This is a genomic window from Microcoleus sp. bin38.metabat.b11b12b14.051 (assembly GCF_013299165.1).
Classification (GTDB): Bacteria; Cyanobacteriota; Cyanobacteriia; order Cyanobacteriales; family Microcoleaceae; genus Microcoleus.
On the sequence record NZ_JAAFKD010000014.1, the window covers coordinates 58,262 to 77,023 of the forward strand.

The 18,762-nt window shown below is 46.3% G+C and carries 16 protein-coding genes; 8 read left to right on the forward strand and 8 right to left on the reverse strand.

From position 1 onward, the window contains the following. Positions 1-68: 68 nt before the first annotated feature. A complete protein-coding gene (locus tag QZW47_RS16280) occupies positions 69-614 on the reverse strand; it encodes an NADPH-dependent FMN reductase (RefSeq protein ID WP_293128619.1) in 546 nt (181 codons plus the stop codon). 432 nt (positions 615-1,046) lie between these two features. Between QZW47_RS16280 and ftsH the strand changes: the two genes are divergently transcribed. Continuing rightward, positions 1,047-2,990 (forward strand): ATP-dependent zinc metalloprotease FtsH, encoded by a 1,944-nt coding sequence (ftsH, locus tag QZW47_RS16285; RefSeq protein WP_293128621.1) that lies wholly within the window; start codon positions 1,047-1,049, stop codon positions 2,988-2,990. Positions 2,991-3,363: 373 nt separating this feature from the next. On the opposite strand, the gene QZW47_RS16290 is transcribed toward ftsH, so the two are convergent. Beyond that, on the reverse strand, positions 3,364-3,972 hold the full coding sequence (locus tag QZW47_RS16290) for a M23 family metallopeptidase (RefSeq protein ID WP_293128837.1): 609 nt from the start codon (positions 3,970-3,972) through the stop codon (positions 3,364-3,366). A 302-nt stretch (positions 3,973-4,274) separates the two neighbouring features. Here QZW47_RS16290 and QZW47_RS16295 point away from each other — a divergent pair, with 302 nt between their 5' ends. From QZW47_RS16295 to QZW47_RS16305, 3 genes are all read left to right on the forward strand, one after another. Then, positions 4,275-4,658: a hypothetical protein gene (locus QZW47_RS16295; RefSeq protein ID WP_293128623.1), complete on the forward strand. Its 384-nt coding sequence runs from the start codon at positions 4,275-4,277 to the stop codon at positions 4,656-4,658. Between the two features lie 296 nt (positions 4,659-4,954). Beyond that, on the forward strand, positions 4,955-6,403 hold the full coding sequence (locus QZW47_RS16300; protein WP_293128625.1) for an ATP-dependent DNA helicase RecQ: 1,449 nt from the start codon (positions 4,955-4,957) through the stop codon (positions 6,401-6,403). Between the two features lie 442 nt (positions 6,404-6,845). Further along, positions 6,846-7,811 carry an RluA family pseudouridine synthase gene (locus QZW47_RS16305; protein WP_293128627.1) on the forward strand — a complete coding sequence of 322 codons (966 nt, stop codon included), beginning with the start codon at positions 6,846-6,848 and terminating at the stop codon, positions 7,809-7,811. Between the two features lie 570 nt (positions 7,812-8,381). Here the strand turns inward: QZW47_RS16305 and QZW47_RS16310 are convergent. Further along, on the reverse strand, positions 8,382-9,137 hold the full coding sequence (locus QZW47_RS16310; protein ID WP_293128629.1) for a phycobilisome rod-core linker polypeptide: 756 nt from the start codon (positions 9,135-9,137) through the stop codon (positions 8,382-8,384). 325 nt (positions 9,138-9,462) lie between these two features. Beyond that, the gene (locus tag QZW47_RS16315) at positions 9,463-10,059 is read right to left on the reverse strand and encodes a phycobiliprotein lyase (protein WP_293128631.1); all 597 of its coding nucleotides are present in this window, start codon (positions 10,057-10,059) and stop codon (positions 9,463-9,465) included. Between the two features lie 237 nt (positions 10,060-10,296). Here QZW47_RS16315 and QZW47_RS16320 point away from each other — a divergent pair, with 237 nt between their 5' ends. Further along, positions 10,297-10,467 carry an NblA/ycf18 family protein gene (locus QZW47_RS16320; protein WP_293128633.1) on the forward strand — a complete coding sequence of 57 codons (171 nt, stop codon included), beginning with the start codon at positions 10,297-10,299 and terminating at the stop codon, positions 10,465-10,467. 148 nt (positions 10,468-10,615) lie between these two features. On the opposite strand, the gene pstB is transcribed toward QZW47_RS16320, so the two are convergent. The 4 genes from pstB to pstS form a co-directional block, all read right to left on the reverse strand. Further along, positions 10,616-11,410 carry a phosphate ABC transporter ATP-binding protein PstB gene (pstB, locus tag QZW47_RS16325; protein ID WP_293128839.1) on the reverse strand — a complete coding sequence of 265 codons (795 nt, stop codon included), beginning with the start codon at positions 11,408-11,410 and terminating at the stop codon, positions 10,616-10,618. Positions 11,411-11,507: 97 nt separating this feature from the next. After that, the gene (gene pstA, locus QZW47_RS16330) at positions 11,508-12,401 is read right to left on the reverse strand and encodes a phosphate ABC transporter permease PstA (RefSeq protein WP_293128635.1); all 894 of its coding nucleotides are present in this window, start codon (positions 12,399-12,401) and stop codon (positions 11,508-11,510) included. 34 nt (positions 12,402-12,435) lie between these two features. Next, positions 12,436-13,392, reverse strand: coding sequence for a phosphate ABC transporter permease subunit PstC (pstC, locus tag QZW47_RS16335; RefSeq protein ID WP_293128637.1), 957 nt, complete (start codon positions 13,390-13,392; stop codon positions 12,436-12,438). Between the two features lie 395 nt (positions 13,393-13,787). Further along, positions 13,788-14,972 carry a phosphate ABC transporter substrate-binding protein PstS gene (gene pstS / locus QZW47_RS16340; protein ID WP_293128639.1) on the reverse strand — a complete coding sequence of 395 codons (1,185 nt, stop codon included), beginning with the start codon at positions 14,970-14,972 and terminating at the stop codon, positions 13,788-13,790. A gap of 524 nt (positions 14,973-15,496) precedes the next feature. Here pstS and QZW47_RS16345 point away from each other — a divergent pair. The 3 genes from QZW47_RS16345 to QZW47_RS16355 all read left to right on the forward strand — a co-directional run bounded on the left by QZW47_RS16345 (position 15,497) and on the right by QZW47_RS16355 (position 18,745). Further along, the gene (locus QZW47_RS16345) at positions 15,497-16,075 is read left to right on the forward strand and encodes a biotin transporter BioY (protein ID WP_293128641.1); all 579 of its coding nucleotides are present in this window, start codon (positions 15,497-15,499) and stop codon (positions 16,073-16,075) included. A 306-nt stretch (positions 16,076-16,381) separates the two neighbouring features. Continuing rightward, positions 16,382-16,891, forward strand: coding sequence for a signal peptidase II (gene lspA, locus QZW47_RS16350; protein WP_293128642.1), 510 nt, complete (start codon positions 16,382-16,384; stop codon positions 16,889-16,891). Positions 16,892-17,089: 198 nt separating this feature from the next. Then, positions 17,090-18,745 carry a radical SAM protein gene (locus QZW47_RS16355; protein WP_293128643.1) on the forward strand — a complete coding sequence of 552 codons (1,656 nt, stop codon included), beginning with the start codon at positions 17,090-17,092 and terminating at the stop codon, positions 18,743-18,745. Positions 18,746-18,762: the final 17 nt, after the last annotated feature.

Genomic DNA, 18,762 nt, shown 5'->3' on the forward strand with positions numbered 1-18,762 from the left:
CCCAATTCCCAATTCCCAATTCCCAATTCCCAATTCTCGATTCCCAATTCCCAATTCCCAGCCTTTTACTAAGAAACTCCTCGCAATTTTCGGGTATTTTCTACCAAACTCCGAGCAAATTCGTCTAACCTTTTAGATAGTTTTTCATCCAACAATTTACCGTCAGGACTAAAAGCTTTCCAAGCTTCTCCGATCGCAATTTGTTCGGGAATTACCCAAGCGTGTACCCATCTGAGAATGGTTCGCAAATCGTTAAGGGCGTTGCTGTTGACTTGTCCTCCCAACACGCTGATCGCACCCGCAACTTTGCCGTCCAAATGCTCGAAACTCATCAAATCCAGGGCATTCTTGAGGGCACCGCTGACGCTACCGTGATACTCCGGTGTTGCCAAAATCAAACCGTCGGCTTGGCGTACCGCATTCCGCAGCTTTTCCACATCCGGGTAATCGAGATAATCATTCTCGCCGTCGCAGAAGGGCAGGTTGATCGATCGCAAATCGAATATTTCAACGGATGCACCCAGGGCCTGCGCCCTCTCTGCTGCTATCTTCAGTGCTAACTGGCTGTAGGAGCCAGCTCGCAAACTTCCACCAATGCCGACTATCTTTACCATAAAACTTAAAAACAATAACTGCTTGACTAAGACGTACTCATTACGACTATGATTAGTGTAACAAGTGCGATCGGCAAGTGTCAATCGATTTTCGATTTATGGTCAAGAAACCGGGTTTTTTGAGCAAAATCCTGGGTGAGAGCCGATAGATGTGGTGAAAAACCCGGTTTCTCAGTCGCAGCGGGTAAGTTAAGTGGAGGGGGCCGAGAAACAGGTTTTTTGAGCAAAATCCTGGGTGAGAGCCGACAGATTTGGTAAACAACCCGATTTCTGAGTCGCAGCGGGTTAAAAATCCAGCATCTAGAGCGACCTCTTGAGATGTTAGCGACAGATAAACCCATTGAACACCCGGCATCTTGTTAAAATAAACGAACGTAGCAAACCACAAGCGGTCAATCTTGGTAGTCTTCAACCTTGGGCAAAGCAATATATATGAAAAATTCTTGGAAACACGCATGGCTGGGGCATCTAGCTGTAAAAAAAGACCAATCGAGCCAGCAGAATCCTAAAAAATCAATTCCAGGACGAAATCTTTGGCGCATCCTGGGTAGTTTGGTGATTTCTCAAGGAATATTGCTCTCGACCCCGGTTTTTGCCGAAAGCGCGCCAAACAACACCATGAGTTACAGCCAACTCATCGAGAACATAGAAAAAGGACAAGTCAGTAAAGTCGAAATAGACGAAATCCAAAGAACTGCCAAAGTTAGGCTAAAAGATCAAAAAAACGATCAGGCGCAAATAGTTACTCTCTTCGACTACAACAACCGAGAACTCTACTCGCAAATCCGCGCCAAAAAGATCGACTTTGAAGTCAAACAAACAGCAGACAACACCGCAGCAGTCAGTTTAGTAGTAAACTTGCTAGTGATTTTTGCGGTGCTGGCAGTGTTGATGGCAATCCTGCGCCGATCGACTCAATCGCAAGGAAATGCCATGAACTTCGGCAAATCCCGAGCCCGTTTCCAAATGGAAGCCAAAACCGGTGTGATGTTCGACGACGTAGCAGGAATCGAAGAAGCTAAAGAAGAACTGCAAGAAGTTGTCACTTTCCTCAAAAAACCCGAACGCTTCAACGCCATCGGCGCCAAAATTCCCAGAGGAGTTCTGTTAATCGGGCCTCCGGGAACAGGTAAAACAATGTTGGCAAAAGCGATCGCAGGCGAAGCAGCCGTTCCATTCTTCAGCATCTCCGGTTCCGAATTTGTCGAAATGTTCGTCGGAGTCGGCGCCTCGCGCGTGCGCGACTTGTTCCGCAAAGCTAAAGAAAATGCGCCTTGCATCGTCTTCATCGATGAAATAGACGCCGTAGGAAGGCAGCGCGGCGCTGGTATTGGCGGCGGAAATGACGAACGCGAACAAACTCTCAACCAGTTGCTGACAGAAATGGACGGCTTTGAGGGTAACAGCGGCGTGATTGTGATTGCAGCGACTAACCGCCCCGACGTGCTCGATACTGCCCTGCTGCGGCCCGGTAGGTTCGATCGCCAAGTAACGGTAGATTTGCCCAGCTACAAAGGGCGTTTGGGGATTTTGGAAGTGCACGCACGCAACAAAAAACTCGACGAAGAAGTGGCCCTAGATACGATCGCCCGCCGCACTCCGGGCTTTTCCGGCGCTGACTTGGCAAATTTGCTCAACGAAGCAGCTATTCTCACAGCGAGGCGGCGCAAAGACACGATCGGTAATTTAGAAGTTAACGATGCGATCGACCGAATTACGATCGGGCTGACGCTCAACCCGCTGCTCGACAGTAAGAAAAAGTGGCTGGTAGCATACCATGAAATCGGACACGCCCTCGTATCAACGATGCTGAAAAATACCGACACCCTAGAAAAAGTAACGATTATTCCGCGTTCCGGGGGTATCGCAGGCTTTGCCAACTACGTACTCGACGACGAAATGATCGACAGCGAAGGTTTGAGGAGTCGGGCGTGGCTGTTAAGCCGGATTACAGTAGCTTTGGGGGGACGGGCGGCGGAGGCAGAAGTTTACGGCGATGCCGAAGTAACTTTGGGCGCCAGCAGCGATATCACAGAAGTCAGCAAGCTAGCGAGGGAGATGGTAACGCTTTACGGAATGTCGGATTTGGGGCCTGTGGCTTTGGAAAGTCCCAACAGTGAGGTATTTTTGGGCCAAAACTGGAATTCGCGATCGTCGGATTATTCCGAAGCAATGGCAATTAAGATCGATCGGCAAGTCAGGGAAATCGCAGTTCATTGCTACGAAGAAGCCCGCCGGATTATCCGCGAAAACCGCCATTTGGTAGACAAGCTGGTGGAAGCGCTGTTGGATGAAGAAACCATTGACGGTGATGAATTCCGCAAAATTGTCGATCGATATGCTGAGTCTACCAAAAAAGAGTTGGCACCAACGTGAATTAGTTAGTAGTCATTAAAGGTTTGTAGTAAGGTTTGTAGTGAGGACTTCAGTCCTTCTTCTTGGAAGAATTAGGACTAAAGTCCTTACTACAAACTGAAAAAATTAGGACTAAAGTCCTCACTACAAACTGAAAAGATTAGGACTAAAGTCCTTACTACAAACCGAAACAATTAGGACTAAAGTCCTTACTACAAACCGAAAAAATTAGGACTAGAGTCCTTACTACAAACTGAAAAGATTAGGACTAAAGTCCTTACTACAAACTGAAAGAATTAGGACTAAAGTCCTTACTACAAACCGAAACAATTAGGACTAAAGTCCTTACTACAAACGAAGAGAAATGAAGGTTCGGGGGCGGGACAGCACTGCACTAAGATTGATTGGAATACATTTCGCGCAGAACCAAAGCCGGATCTACCCAGCGCCCGCCGTACTTCAATCCCCAATGCAGGTGAGGCCCACTCGTGCGGCCCGTCATTCCCACCCTGGCAATTCTCGCACCAGCCGGCACAGTTTGACCCTGCCAAATTTGCAGCCCACCTTCGCGATCGACATAATAACGCCCGCCGTTAGCGGCTTGCACCCTACCTTTGAGGTGACAGTAGATGTGCTCCCAATCTCCCGATCGCACCACCATACCAGTGCCGCATCGACCATCTTCCCAAACTTCCACAACTTGACCAGCCCACCAATTGCGGATGTAGCTGCCTTCCGGGGCTGCCATGTCCAAACCGTAGTGAAAATCGCCGCCCCGGGGGCCAAAGGGGGAAGTGTAGGCTTCAAAACTTTCGACGGGAAAAGAGGCTTCCTGCCACATATTACCCGTGGCTAATTTGCTTGGTAAACCTGACTGAGCCTTGACTAACTGCTGCTGCAAATAAGGGCTAATCACTACGATACAAAGCGAAAGAGTTAACAGTAGTATCTGTCTAAGCCGAAAAAAGCGTTTTACTGCGATCGGGCTTGTAGAGTCTTGCACGATTTCTTTAACTCCTGAAAGTTTAATGTACTGGCGAATGTGCGTTGTCTGTTGTGCCAATTCGCTGCAAGATTGCCTCGCGTGCTCTACCCACTAGCGAATCAGTTGACCAACGTGTATCTTACCCTATGCACAACTTGTGTCAAGGCTCCGGGTTAAATGCTGGGGGGTAACGGACAATTATTTGCCAGCCGAATTTGTGCTGCGGTTGAATTCGATCGGGCTTTTGCTTGACACTATAGTGTAGTCCGGGATTTTGGATGCCGTCTGAAATCTCAAATTCATAACACACAGATCAAGCAATGCTTACCGAAATTTTTCCTTTTAGTTTTGCGATCGACGCAACTGCGATCGCCGGTGCGTCACTATGGTCTTTAGCCCTGTATTGGGGTCTGTCACCCATCACAGAATGGATAATCCTGCAACTCAACCGCTGGATGAATTTTGCCGAAAGATCCCTCTATACCTCCCAAGAAGAGTTTGAGAGAACCAAGCAAGCCAGAGAAGCTCAAAATGCCTTTTACGCTTCGCTGCTGAGTATTCTGCCCTTTTTGATTGTGGGTGGATTGTGCAATTGGGGCGTCGAATTATCGTTGGGCACCAGTTGGGCGGTATCTATGGGGACGATCGCCTGTATTGGCGGTGGTGTCTACGAACTAGGGCGCCGAGACGGTGAAGAGTCTTAGGGAATTTTAGATTTTGGATTTTGGATTACTCAAGAGAGATTTGGAGATTTGCCAGCGTATAGAATAGAATTATTCCTCTCTCTCTTCTCTTTCTCTGCGTTCTCTGTGTTCTCTGCGGTTAAATCAATCCGATACAAATGGAATTGAGATGAAACAAAGAATCTCAAAACATTGCAACACTGTTGAAAGTAGGGTACGTCAGGAATGAAAATCTTTGCTAAACATAGATCAGAATTTTGCTGACGCACTCTACGGACTCAGGTATAATTGACAGGTCTGATTTGGGGATAAACCAAATGAAATACCAACCAGAACCAAAATTATTAAATCAAGCCCGCGCCGCCTTCAAACAAATCTGGGGATACGACGACTTTCGACCACCGCAAGGAGAAATAGTTAGCAGTTTATTAGCCGGAAAAGATACAATGATCATTATGCCGACTGGTGGCGGCAAATCTATTTGTTTTCAATTGCCAGCTTTGTTACAAACAGGCTTAACTTTGGTAGTTTCGCCGTTAGTCGCGCTGATGGAAAATCAAGTGCAAGAATTGCGCGATCGCAATTTACCCGCTTCCATCCTCCACAGTCAACTACCTGTACAGCAACGACAGCAAACTATGCAATCGCTGCAACAAAATAAATTGAGATTGCTGTACCTGTCTCCCGAAACATTACTCAGCAAACCTGTTTGGCAAATTATCAGTCAGCCGCACATACCAATCAACGGTTTAATCTTAGATGAAGCTCACTGTTTAGTTCAATGGGGTGATACTTTCCGCCCAGCTTACCGCCGTTTGGGAACAGTGCGGCCGGCTTTGTTGAAATCTAAGCCGGAAAACAGCAAAATTGCGATCGCCGCTTTCACAGCTACAGCCAACCCGGAAGCCCAGCAAACAATCAAAAAAGTCTTGCAACTGCACAAGCCGGAAGCATTTTTGCTGAGTCCATACCGTTCTAATCTGCACCTGCAAGTGCAAACTGTCTGGACACCCAGAGGACGAAAACAACAGTTATTAAATTTTATCAAAGCTCGACGCAAAGAAGCAGGTTTAGTCTACGTCCGCACGAGAAAAGATAGCGAAAATTTGGCGAATTTGCTGGGAGATGCAGGTTACAAAACCGCAGCCTATCATGCAGGTTTGAGTGCAGAATCGCGCAGAAAAATAGAAACTGCTTGGCTGAATAACGATCTTAAATTTGTTGTTTGTAGCTCAGCGTTTGGTATGGGAATTAACAAGTCGGATGTGCGGTGGGTTGTTCACTTTCAAGCACCTTTGCTATTATCAGAATACATTCAAGAAATTGGTAGAGGCGGACGCGACGGCAAATTATCGATCGCCCTGACGTTGATTAGCGAACCGACGGGTTTGCTTTATCCCGATGACAAACAAAGAGCACAATTTTTTCAAGATAAACTGCGATCGCAATTTCGAGAAGCCCAGAAGTTGGCGAAACAACTCCCAGCTAAGGGCGATGTAGATGCTGTGTCGCGGGAATTTCCCGAAAGTGCGATCGCCCTTTCAATTTTGCACAGCAGCGGACAGTTAAAATGGGAAGATCCTTTTAATTATGCGATCGACAAATCCGCACAGCAAACAGGTGGTAAACAAAACTTTAGCGCCGCCGCAGAAATGGCAAAATATCTCAAACATCGGGAGTGCAGATGGCAATTTTTGCTGCAAGCTTTTGGCTTTACCAAGGAAGCTACATCAATGCGGTGTGGCCACTGCGATAATTGTAGGTAAAATTGTCAATTTTACTTAAAAATGTTAGGATAAAAGAGAAGACGGCGGTTGAAACCGCTGCTATACAAACGATGTCCGCCTCCGCGGACTGAAGAGGATAACGTAATTTTAACGCCTTCGTCTTCAACCCCTCTGAGCTCGGGTTTTGTCTGTGTCGGCGCGGTTTCAACCGCCGTCTTCAACCCGCGGAGGCGAGTTTTGTCTGTGTCGGCGCGGTTTCAACCGCCGTCTTCAACCCGCGGAGGCGAGTTTTGTCTGTGTCGGCGCGGTTTCAACCGCCGTCTTCAACCCCTCTGAGCTCGGGTTTTGTCTGTGTCGGCGCGGTTTCAACCGCCGTCTTCAACCCGCGGAGGCGGGTTTTGTCTGTGTCGGCGCGGTTTCAACCGCCCTCCGATATTTGCGTAATTCTTGCTTAATAAAGGCAAAAAACAGTAAAAAATAAATGATAGAAACAGAGACTGCGACACAGATGTACACAGTAGAAAATACGGAGGAATTTAACCAGAATAATGTTACTCAGCGATTAGATATTTGGCTGTCCAACCAAATACCAGATTTGTCCCGATCGCGAATCCAAACTCTCATATCACAAGGCAACGTCAAAGTCAACGACGAAACCTGCACCTCAAAAAAAATATCAGTCAAAACGGGCGATCGCATCCACATCACTTTACCCGACGCCCAGCCCACAAAATTAGCAGCCCAAGCAATTCCCCTCTCTATCCTTTACGAAGACGACAGCCTAATTATCATCAACAAACCCGCCGGATTAGTCGTCCATCCAGCCGCCGGACATCAAGACGGCACCTTAGTCAACGCCCTGTTAGCCCACTGTCCCCTCGCAGAAATCGGTGGCGTTCAACGGCCCGGAATCGTCCACAGATTAGACAAAGATACAACAGGTGCGATCGCGATCGCCAAAACCGACATTGCCCACCAAAACCTGCAAGCCCAACTCAAAACCAAAACCGCCCGCCGCGAATATTTAGGCATAGTTTACGGAGTTCCCAGCGCCGAAACAGGTACAATAGACCTACCCATCGGCAGGCATCCCACAGACCGCAAAAAAATGGGTATAGTACCAGAAGAAAAAGGTGGCCGCCCCTCTGTTACTCACTGGACAATCAAAGAAAGACTCGGCAACTATTGCTTAATCCACTATCAACTAGAAACCGGCCGCACCCATCAAATTCGCGTCCACACAGCCGAAATCAAACATCCGATTGTCGGCGATCCCATGTACAGTTCCAACCGTTCTATCGGCGTCAATTTAACCGGACAAGCCCTCCACGCATGGCGGCTACAATTGCAGCATCCGTTAACTGGAGAGTTGATTGAGGCGATCGCACCTTTACCCGATCAATTCAACACCCTGCTCAAAATATTGCGCCTGCGAGCCCATATTTGATATCATGTCCTGTCAATTACCCGCAATAAAGGTTCGTAGTGAGGACTTTAGTCCTTCTTTCTGAATAAACTAAAGGTTCGTAGTGAGGACTTTAGTCCTTCTTTCTAAAGACAGTAAAGGTTCGTAGTGAGGACTTTAGTCCTTCTTTCTGAATAAAATAAAGGTTCATAGTGAGGACTTTAGTCCTTCTTTCTGAATAAAATCAAGGTTCGTAGTGAGGAATTTAGTCCTTCTTTCTGAATAAAATCAAGGTTCGTAGTGAGGAATTTAGTCCTTCTTTCTGAGGACAATAAAGGTTCGTACTTGATGCGGAAACTATTTTAAAATTATCCGCGTTTATCGGCGTTAATCTGCCTGACATCTGCGGTTTTTATATCAAGTAAAGATTTATGCAATGAGTCTATTGCTCGCTGCCCAACTTCCCTCAAAAAATTATGAGTCGTGAGTTTTGGATTCCGAGTTTAGTCAAAAACTCAAACCTCAAAACTCAAGACTCAAAACTCTCTCAGCTTAAAAACTGATAGATTCAGTGCATCGTCCGACACCAACAATAGCACCAAGCAGCATCAATTAGCGGCGAGGAACCATCGTGGCAATATTGATATTAGCCAGAGACACGCGCTGCGGCGGAGTAGCAGGCATAGGCATATTGCGAGCCATACCCAAATAATTGGACGGATCGCCAGCCTTCGCTTGTTGTTCTTGAGGAACAAAACGGCGAACGCTTGTCTGCCAGATGATTTGCGGGAAGCCGAGCTGCGAGCGGTGGTACTCACTGTAGCGGGGCGTTTTCAGGTTGAAAGGAGTTTCCCCTCCTACTCGCTGAGGCAAAATTCGGCGCTGTTGGTAAGGTACTGTATCGTAGCCGAACTTTTCCAGGTACTCACTGCTATTGAGCAATTCGTCAATAAATCCTTGAGTCCCCTTAGTTGCTATGACGATCGACCAAGCAATCTTTTCGCGATCGCTGTAGACATCCCGGCCCAAAATGCGCTGCACGCACATTTCCACAAACCGGTAGTTGCTGTTAGTTTGGTAATTCCGTTCCAAGAAAGGAGCCGAAGTCGCCAAACCGCGAATGAAATCCCGCACAGTAATTTGGCCGAACTTGAGTTGCGACTCCAAAGACTTTTGGCGGTTGCTCTTGAGGATTTGGTGTTCGCTGTAAATCTGACGATATGCAGCCCAAATCAAATTTTCCATGTCCCCGGACGAGAGCACATTTTCAGTTGTGAAAACTCTGGGCTGCTCGTCGCCCCCTAGTTCATAACCAGCAACGCGCTGGTTTTGGCTCTTGGGGGCGTAGCTTAATAAAGGAAGCGCCACGTTAAAATCTCCGTTATCTCAAATTTTTGAAATAGTTGACACCGCGAGCTGCCAGCATAACGATACAACTAACCAACATACAGATTAGGGGATTCCCGCAATCTAAATCCGATTTTCCTGAATTTTTGCAACAATCTGTAACATTTGTTGACTTTGAAAGAAGGAAGAAGGAAGAGGGAAGAAGGAAGAAGGAAGAAAGAGGGATCGTTCCCCAAAAGTGGCTCTATCGGCCCATAAGCGAGGCTCTGCCTCGTCAAACGGGAGGCAGAGCCTCCGTCAGAGCATTCCCAGGCAGATCCTGGGAACGAGCCTGGAAGCTTATAAATTACCAGCCCAGGGCTGAGTAAAACTCGCTAGCAACCGGTTCCTTCTTGGCGGCTGGAGCCGTTGCATCCGAGTCGGGTTCTACCCGAACTTCCGTACAAAAAGTTGATGTGCTGAAACCGCCAAAGCGCTTTACCGCACTTGTCCGCATCCGCACGTTCGGATTCGGAAACCAAAAACGCTCGATCGAACTCATGGTCTCATATTCCGTAATCAGCAGCAGCGCATCCTCATCATCCATCTCAAAACGGCCAGCCACCGGGGTAATTTCCGCATAGCCCCGTTCCCGCAACATCAAACCCTGCCGCGGATTTTCAGGATCGGGTACGATCGCGAATACAGTAGAACCCTTATGATTCTCATCATCCTTATCCCACGCCATCGTGCCGTGCCAAGTCACAAAAGCTCCTCCCGCAGCCCGACTCGGATCGACATCGTGCATCTGGCAAATTTCAGCCACGCGATCGTCATTTGCGGCCAGCGCCGTTACCTGAATATTTGAATCCCCAATCTCCGCTTGGCGAAAAGCGAGGTGGTGAGTGCTGCGCTGCGATCGCCACTGCCCTGCACTGCTCTCAAAAAACTCCATTGCATCCATACAAACTAGCTCCTTAGGCTTAGGCTTCCCGGTTTTTACGCTTTTTTATGATAAAGCTACCCCCACTTAGATGTACTTTTGCTGCACAAATTAGTTTCAAAATGTCTACTTTGGACATATTGTCAAGCAGATGTTATGATAGTTTACAATAGAGGGAACACAACAAAGCCTGCAAAACGTCATTCCGATCTATCGGATCTCGATCGATCTCAAGTAACAAACTGGAGGAGCGATTTTATGGATATGCCTACAACCAGCCTCAGCATAGAACAGCAGTTTAAATTGCAAGTATTGCGCGAACAAGTCAAAACCTTGAGCCAAGACCAAGCTCAGGAATACCTGCTAGAAGTGATGCGGCAAAACATGGTCAAAGAAAACCTGTTAAAGTATTGGATGAAGAAAATGTGAACCGCTCTAAAACTTCTTCCAACAAAAATCAGCAACTTGTATCTGCAAAAAGTACGATCGAGCTTTTAAACATAAAACCCAGAATCCCGATTTCTTAGAGAAGCCGGGATTCTTCAGTAGCGACACGCCCTACCGAGACACTCGCAAATCAACCAAAACGGCCGCTCACATAATCCATCGTAGACTCTTCCTTCGGATTTTGGAAAATCACCTCAGTCCTGTCACACTCCACCAGATAACCAAACCGCTTACCATCCTCAGAAAGTTTAGCATTGAAAAAAGCAGTCAAGTCAGAAACCCGAGTAGCTTGCTGCATATTGTGAGTAACAATCACAATCGTATACTTCTCCTTCAGTTCCCGCATCAACTCCTCAATCTTAATCGTCGAAATCGGGTCAAGAGAAGCGCAAGGTTCATCCATCAATACTACATCAGGATTAATCGCGATCGCCCGAGCAATACACAAACGCTGCTGCTGGCCGCCCGAAAGCGAAAAACCACTTTGCTTCAGCTTATCCTTCACCTCATCCCACAAATAAGCTTGGCTGAGCGATTTTTCCACCAGCTCATCCATATCACCCTTATAATTATTCACCCTCGCGCCGTAAGCAATATTGTCATAAATCGACTTCGGGAAAGGATTCGGCTTTTGAAACACCATCCCAATCTTGCGGCGCACTTCCACAGCATCAATATCAGGATCATAAAGATTTTGACCATGATAATCAATCCGGCCCTCTAAACGAAAACCATTAACCAAATCATTGAGGCGGTTAAAACATCGCAAAATCGTACTTTTGCCGCAACCAGACGGCCCGATTAAAGCAGTAATCTGATTTTTAGGAATCTCCAGACAAACATTTTTTACCGCGTGAAAAGCGCCGTAAAAAATATTGATATTCTCAGTCCGTAAAACAGTTTCAGTCTTATTTTCCAAGTGCATCATACAGTTAATACTCCAATCGATTTTTACAAATGACCAATTACAAATTACTTACAAATGACCAACCATCAACAGTCAACAGTCAACTGTCAACTGACTAATAAACCTTTTGACGAGTTGCCCAACGAGACAGAATACTCGTCAGCAAAACCATCAACACCAAAATCAAAGATGCCGCCCAAGCCAACTCTTTCTGCGCCTTAAAAGGAACCGTTGCAAAGTTGTAAACCAAAACCGAAAGACTCGGAGTTGGCTTATCAAATCCAGCCGGCCAAAAAGGCGAATTCAGCGCCGTGAAAATCAAAGGAGCCGTTTCACCAGCAGCGCGAGCAACTGCCAGCGTCACACCAGTTAAAATCGCCGGAATAGCCGCAGGCAAAACTACCTGCAACACCGTTTGATAATTAGAAGCCCCTACACCAACTGACGCCCATCTAATATCCTGCGGGACGATTTGTAGAGCTTCGTCAGTAGTTCGTACAATTGTTGGTAACATCAGCACAGCCAACGCTGCACCCCCTGCAATTGCCGAAAAACCTCCCATATTCACCACGAACAAACCGTAGGCAAAAACCCCTGCAATAATCGATGGAACTCCGCTGAGGACATTAGTCGCAAAGCGCACCCAGCGAGCGACTTCGCCGCTGCTGAACTCTGACAAATAAACGGCGGCCAATACGCCAAAAGGAACAGCAATTAAAGCAGCAATTCCTACGGTCATTAATGTACCGAGCATTGCATTAGCGATGCCGCCTCCCGATAGTCCAGGCGGAGGTGGCAATTTGGTAAATAAGTCTAAATTTAGGCGATTAAAACCCTGTATTGTTACGTAGGAAAGCACTGCGAATAAAGGCAGCAAAGTGATAGCCATACAAGCTCCAGCTATTGCAGTCATTGCTAGATTTAGCAGCGCTCTAGGGCTATTTTTGACTTTCTTTAAGCTGCCGACTTTCTGTTCTAAAGAATTCTCGTCAGAGACGGGAGTTGACATAAAATAAAGCTCTGTAGGAAATTGCGGCAAACTTTTAGTTGTACTTGGCTCTTACTTGGGAAACAATCCACTCTGCCAAAACATTAACAATCAGCGTCATAATAAACAAAATTATTCCGGTGTACATCAGAGCAGACACTTGCAATCCCGAAGCTTCGGCAAATTGATTTGCCATTAAAGAAGCAATAGTATTTGCAGGAGCTAGCACGGAAGCACTTAACTGATTGGAATTGCCAATTAACAGAGTGGCTGCCATTGTTTCTCCCATCGCGCGGCCCAAGCCGAGCATGATTCCGCCGACAATCCCGGAAAAAGCTGCTGGTACGAGGACTCTAAAAATTGTTGTCCAGCGAGTTGCTCCCAAACCTAGAGATGCTTGTCGCAATTCGGGCGGGAGACTGGCTAAAGAGTCGCGGGAGATAGCAGTAATAATGGGCAAAGTCATAATTCCCAGGATTACTCCGGCGGGTAACATTCCCGGCCCAACTGGCGGAGTGCTGAAAATTGGCAGCCATCCGAAGTTACCGTTGAGAAACTTTCCGATGCTGGTAAGTATGGGAATCAATACAGCAATTCCCCACAAACCGTAGACGACGCTCGGAATAGCGGCTAAAAGTTCTACTAAAAAAACTAAAGCTGTACGTACTGGCAGCGGTAAAAAGTCTTCGCTCAAAAAGATGGCAGTCCCTACTCCTAATGGTACTGCAATTAGGAGCGCGATCGCCGAACTGACGATCGTCCCATAAATCATCGGCAGCGCACCGTACTCATCTTTAACCGGATTCCAAGCACTGCTAAACAGAAAGCCCAAACCGTACTGTTGCATAGCTGGCAAGGCTCTGTAAGCAACGGTGAGCGCGATTATCAACAAAATTACACCAACTCCTATTCCCAAAATCCTAGTCAGCCAGATAAAGCCTTTGTCTAAGGACTTTTCTATGGGAGAGCGAGAACGGCTCTCCAATTGAGCACTATTGTTATCTGAAGTCATACACAAAAATCCTCAACAATATTAAGGAAAAATAGTCTTTTTAGTAGGGTTCAATGCACACAGCACCTGACCTGAAGCTAATTATATAGGGTTCAATGCACACTGCACCTTAACTGAACCTGAGCAGGAAAAACTGAGAAGGAACTAGAGAAATGAACAGGCATCCTGCCTGTTCCACAAGGAGGAAGAAAAGAAAAGAAAAGACAAGTGTTGACAACTGATGCACTGATTCTTATCTAAAATAAGGGCGGGTTGATTAATCCCCTGACTTTTTAGCAAATATTTATGGCAAAACTCGCCCCTACAGAAATATTTGTTTATTCTTTCTTCCTTCTTCCTTCTTCCTTCTTCCTTCTTCCTTCTTCCTTCTTCCTTCTTCCTTCTTCCCTCAATTACTATTTGCCAATCTCAATCTTGTAGTCGGGGCTGATGCCATCGGCTGCCAAAGCAACTTTTTCTTTGACGGTTTGGGGCAGAGGAACATAGCCCAATTCTGCACTAACTTTTTGACCTTCGGTTAAGCCGTATTCTACCATTGCCTCGATGGCTTTAGCTTTGTTGGGGTCAGCAACTTTTTTGGGGACGAGCATCCAAGAGTAGGTGACAATTGGATAGGATTCAGCACCTTCGGGGTCTTCGATAAATGCTCGCAGGTTTTCGGGTAGGGGAACAGTTGCTAAAGCTTTAGAAGCTGAATCGTCTGTAGGTGTGACAAAGCTGCCTGCTTTGTTTTGCAAAGATGCAAATTTGACATTGTTGTTTTTGGCGTAGCCGTATTCTATGTAGCCGATGCTGCCGACGGTTTGCAAGATTTGGGCTGTGACGCCTTCGTTGCCTTTTGCACCAATAAAAGTACCAGTTTTGGGCCACTCTACTGTTTTGCCGTCGCCTACTGCTGTTTTCCAGTCGGGGCTGATGGCACTCAGGTGTTTGGTGAAGACGGCAGTTGTGCCGCTACCGTCGGAACGGTGGACGACGGTGATGGCTTGGTCTGGCAATTTAGCGCCTGGGTTTGCTGCGGCAATTTTGGGGTCGTTCCATTTGGTAATTTTACCTTGGAAGATTTCTGAGTAAACGTCTCTGGGTAGTTTGAGTTCGGGTACGTCTGGGAGGTTGTAGCCGATGACGATGCTGCCGGCTGTCATTGGCAACAAAAGGACGCCTTTGTCTGCTGGAACTTTGGCGATTTCGTCGTCTTTCATGGCGGTGTCGCTGGCACCAAAGTCTACTGTGCCTTTGGTGAATTGTTCGACTCCAGCGCCACTACCTACTGATTGATAGTTGATTTGTACTTTGGAGTTGATTTTGTTGAAGTCTTGAAACCAACGCTGATATAAGGGCGCGGGGAATGATGCGCCTGCTGCTGTGATGGCTACGTCTGAGGCTAGGGCGAGTTTGGTGTTGGCTGCTGGGGCTGCAACGGGGGCTGCGCTGGGGGAGGCGGCGGTGTCGCCGGGGCTGGGGCTGCTACTGGTTGTGCTGCTGCCGCCGCCGCAAGCTGTTAAGCTCAGAGCGATCGCCATTGCGGAAATTGCGGTAGTCAGACGGTTTGAATTAATCAAGTTGATACGAAAAAGCATAGGTATACGAAATTTGCGATCGTTATACAGGTGTCCCGCACCAGCATATCGCGCCAAAGTAAAGGTTAGGTTAAGAATCTTTACATTTAATCACATTTTAAGATTAATATTATTAATCAATCAAATCGATTGATGAGCTTGACAGATGTCATATGATAATATTTCGCTGATAAATTGGTAGAAAAATAAGTATTCGATTTTGACGATCGCGCAAAAGTCCCGATTAGGCGATCGGCAGATCGAGACTTGAGAACCATAAAACCCTACAATGGTGGTTGTTTTGACAAGGTGCTAGTATGGAGAACTTAAAAGCTGCGGGCATTCCAGCTTGCATCTGACGAACACCATGTGACGAACATTGTTTGATGATACAGAAACCGCCCTGACGGTTAAAACGCTCTCGTATTGCACAAGCATCAAAAGTCGATCGCAACTTCCTTCTTCTTTCTTCCTTCTTCCTTCTTCCTTCTTCCTTCTTCCTTCTTCCTTCTTCCTTCTTCCTTCTTCCTTCTTCCTTCGTTATAATGCCTGCTCCTATCGAATTAATCTGGGCTGTTATTGGTTTGCTCCTAACGATAGGAGGTACTTTTTTGCCTGCATCTGTGACAATGCCGATCGGGTTTTGGGACGATCGCGGACTTCAGGCGTACTCTTTAGGTGTTACTTATCAAATTGGAGCCGTCTTGCTCGTAGGCTGCATGGGTGGCAAAAATGCTGCTGCTCTCTCACAAATTGCCTATTTGGTATTAGGATTGACTTTGTGGCCAGTTTTTGCTCAAGGTGGCGGCATCGGCTATCTCAAAGAAGCGAGTTTTGGCTATTTGCTGGGTTTTGTGCCTGGTGCTTGGGTGTGCGGCTGGGTGGCTTTTAAGGTGGCTTCGCGGTTGGAATCGATGGCTTTTAGTTGTTTATGTGGTTTATTTACAGTTCACGCGATCGGCTTAATTTATCTGATTTTTAGTTACTTGCTGATTCCGGGGAAAAAAATACCTTTATTCGATGAAATTCTGAAATATTCGGTTTATCCCATGCCGGGACAATTGGCTGTAGTTTGTGCGATCGCACTTCTGTCATTTACTTTGCGCCGCTTGATGTTTTATTAATTAGTCATTGGGCATTGGGCATTGGGCATTGGGCATTGGGCATTGGTCATTGGTCATTAGTCATTAGTCATTGGTCATTGGTCATTGGTCATTGGTCATTGGTCATTTGTCATTTGTCATTTGTCATTGGAGGTTATGGCGGAAAGCATCCAAGGTACAGAGTCCCCGGATTGATTCGTGGTGTCAATTCTTGAATTCTCCAATCTAAAATCGATATTGGGTTATACTGTTATTGCACAACGAGAGAGTCATCTCGCTGCGGCCAATAAATAAATATCCGATGCCCTATCTTCTATTCCCTAATCCATGCGTTTTAAAAGAAATCCCTTGTTCTGGGTTGCTGCTATTATCAGTTTGGTTTTAGACCACTTGACTAAGTTTTGGGTGGTGCAAAATTTTGACTTGACGGTTCCCCCGCAGACTCAGCCGCTGTTACCGGGGATATTTCACTTCACCTATGTTGTTAATACCGGTGCAGCTTTTAGTTTGTTTAGCAATGGCGGGGCTATTTGGTTGCGGTGGCTGTCTTTGGGCGTGAGTGTGGGATTGATGGTGCTGGCTTGGTTCGGGCCGCGAATTAACCGCTGGGAACAAGCTGGGTACGGTTTGATTTTGGGTGGGGCGTTGGGTAACGGAATCGATCGATTTGTTTTGGGCCACGTTGTAGATTTTATCGATTTTCGGATCATTCGTTTCCCTGTGTTTAATCTAGCCGATGTGTTTATTAATGCTGGGATTATCTGTTTGCTGATTGCGACTTTTCACGGTGCACCGCCACCGAGAAACCGAGATGATAGCGATTCAATTTCAGAGTAATAGTATTTTTATCGTGGTTGTTTGCACTCTGCTGGCGATAACACAGGTGCGTCGCTATGAGATTGTCGATTTTTTGGGGAGATAGTTGAATAGCGACGCACCCTACGGCTAAACTTGACGCACCATACAATAACTTTATCTTTCGTAATGCCTTAAAATGAGGTAGAAACAGATATATTCTTAAAGCTCAACTTGCCTGTGACTCCTAATCCATTTGCCCAAGAACGCCTGCTATTTGCCCCAGCAACCCCCGATGCTGATGCTATTCCGACTATTTTTGCATTTCCCAACGAGTACACGGTGGGGATTACCAGTCTCGGCTATCAGATAGTATGGGCAACTTTGGCTGTGCGATCGGATCTTGAAGTCAGCCGTTTATTTACTGATATTCGCGAACAACTTCCCCGACATCCAGAATTACTGGGATTTTCGCTTTCTTGGGAACTTGATTATGTAAATATTCTCAATTTATTGGAATCTCTAGAAATTCCGATTTGGTCGTCAAAACGAACTGATAACCATCCAATAGTATTCGGTGGCGGCCCGGTGCTTACGGCTAATCCTGAACCTTTTGCAGATTTTTTTGATGTAATTTTGCTCGGAGATGGCGAACATCTCATTGATAATTTTATTGATGCTTGTAAAGAAGTTCGTAGCGCCGATAGACAAACTAAATTACGGCATTTAGCCCAAGTTCCGGGGGTTTATGTTCCCAGTTTATACGAAGTAACTTATCTGGATGCAACTGCGGGGATTAAATCGATTCAACCTGTGAGCTCTGCAATTCCTAGTATGGTGGAAAAACAGACTTATCGCGGTAATACTTTGTCTGCTTCTACTGTGGTGACAGAAAAGGCGGCTTGGGAAAATATTTATATGGTAGAAGTGGTGCGAAGTTGTCCAGAAATGTGCCGTTTTTGTTTGGCAAGTTATCTAACTTTACCATTTAGAACTGCGAGTTTGGAGGATTCGCTAATTCCGGCGATCGATCGCGGTTTAGCTGTGACTAATCGTTTGGGTTTGTTGGGTGCTTCGGTGACTCAGCACCCGGAATTTGAAGTTTTATTAGATCATTTGAATCATCCGAAATATGACGGCGTGCGGCTGAGTCTTTCTTCGGTACGGACGAATACAGTGACAGTAAAACTCGCAGAAATATTGACAAAAAGAGATAGCAAATCGATTACAATTGCTGTGGAAAGTGGGAGCGTTCGCCTCCGTAAAATAGTCAACAAAAAACTCACAAATGAGGAAATTATCGAAGCTGCTATCAATGCTAAAGCTGGGGGCTTAAAAGGGATTAAACTTTACGGAATGGCGGGAATTCCTGGGGAAGAGATGGAGGATTTGGAGGAGACTGTGGCGATGATGAAAGCGATCAGAAAAGCTGTTCCTGGTTTGCGATTGACTCTGGGATGCAGCACTTTTGTGCCGAAATCTCACACTCCTTTTCAGTGGTTTGGTGTGAACAAAGATGCGGAGAAGAGACTGAAGTTTCTAGATAAAGAGATGCGGAAGTTGGGTTTAGAATTTAGACCTGAAAGCTATAACTGGTCGGTAATTCAGGGTTTGCTATCGAAGGGCGATCGTAGATTATCTCGGCTATTAGAATTAGTCCGGCATTACGGCGATACTTTGGGCAGTTATCGGCGGGCTTTTAAGGAGTTGCGCGGACAGTTACCGGAGATGGATTTTTATGTTTTTCAAGAGTGGGAATTGGATCGAATTTTGCCTTGGAGTCATTTGAAAGGGCCGCTACCAGAGGCGACTTTGAAGAAGCATTTGGCTGAGGCGATGACTCATACAACGCGACAGCAAGATAAAGGATGTGAGAATTCATTAAGTCCGGTTTAGTAAATTAGATTATAATA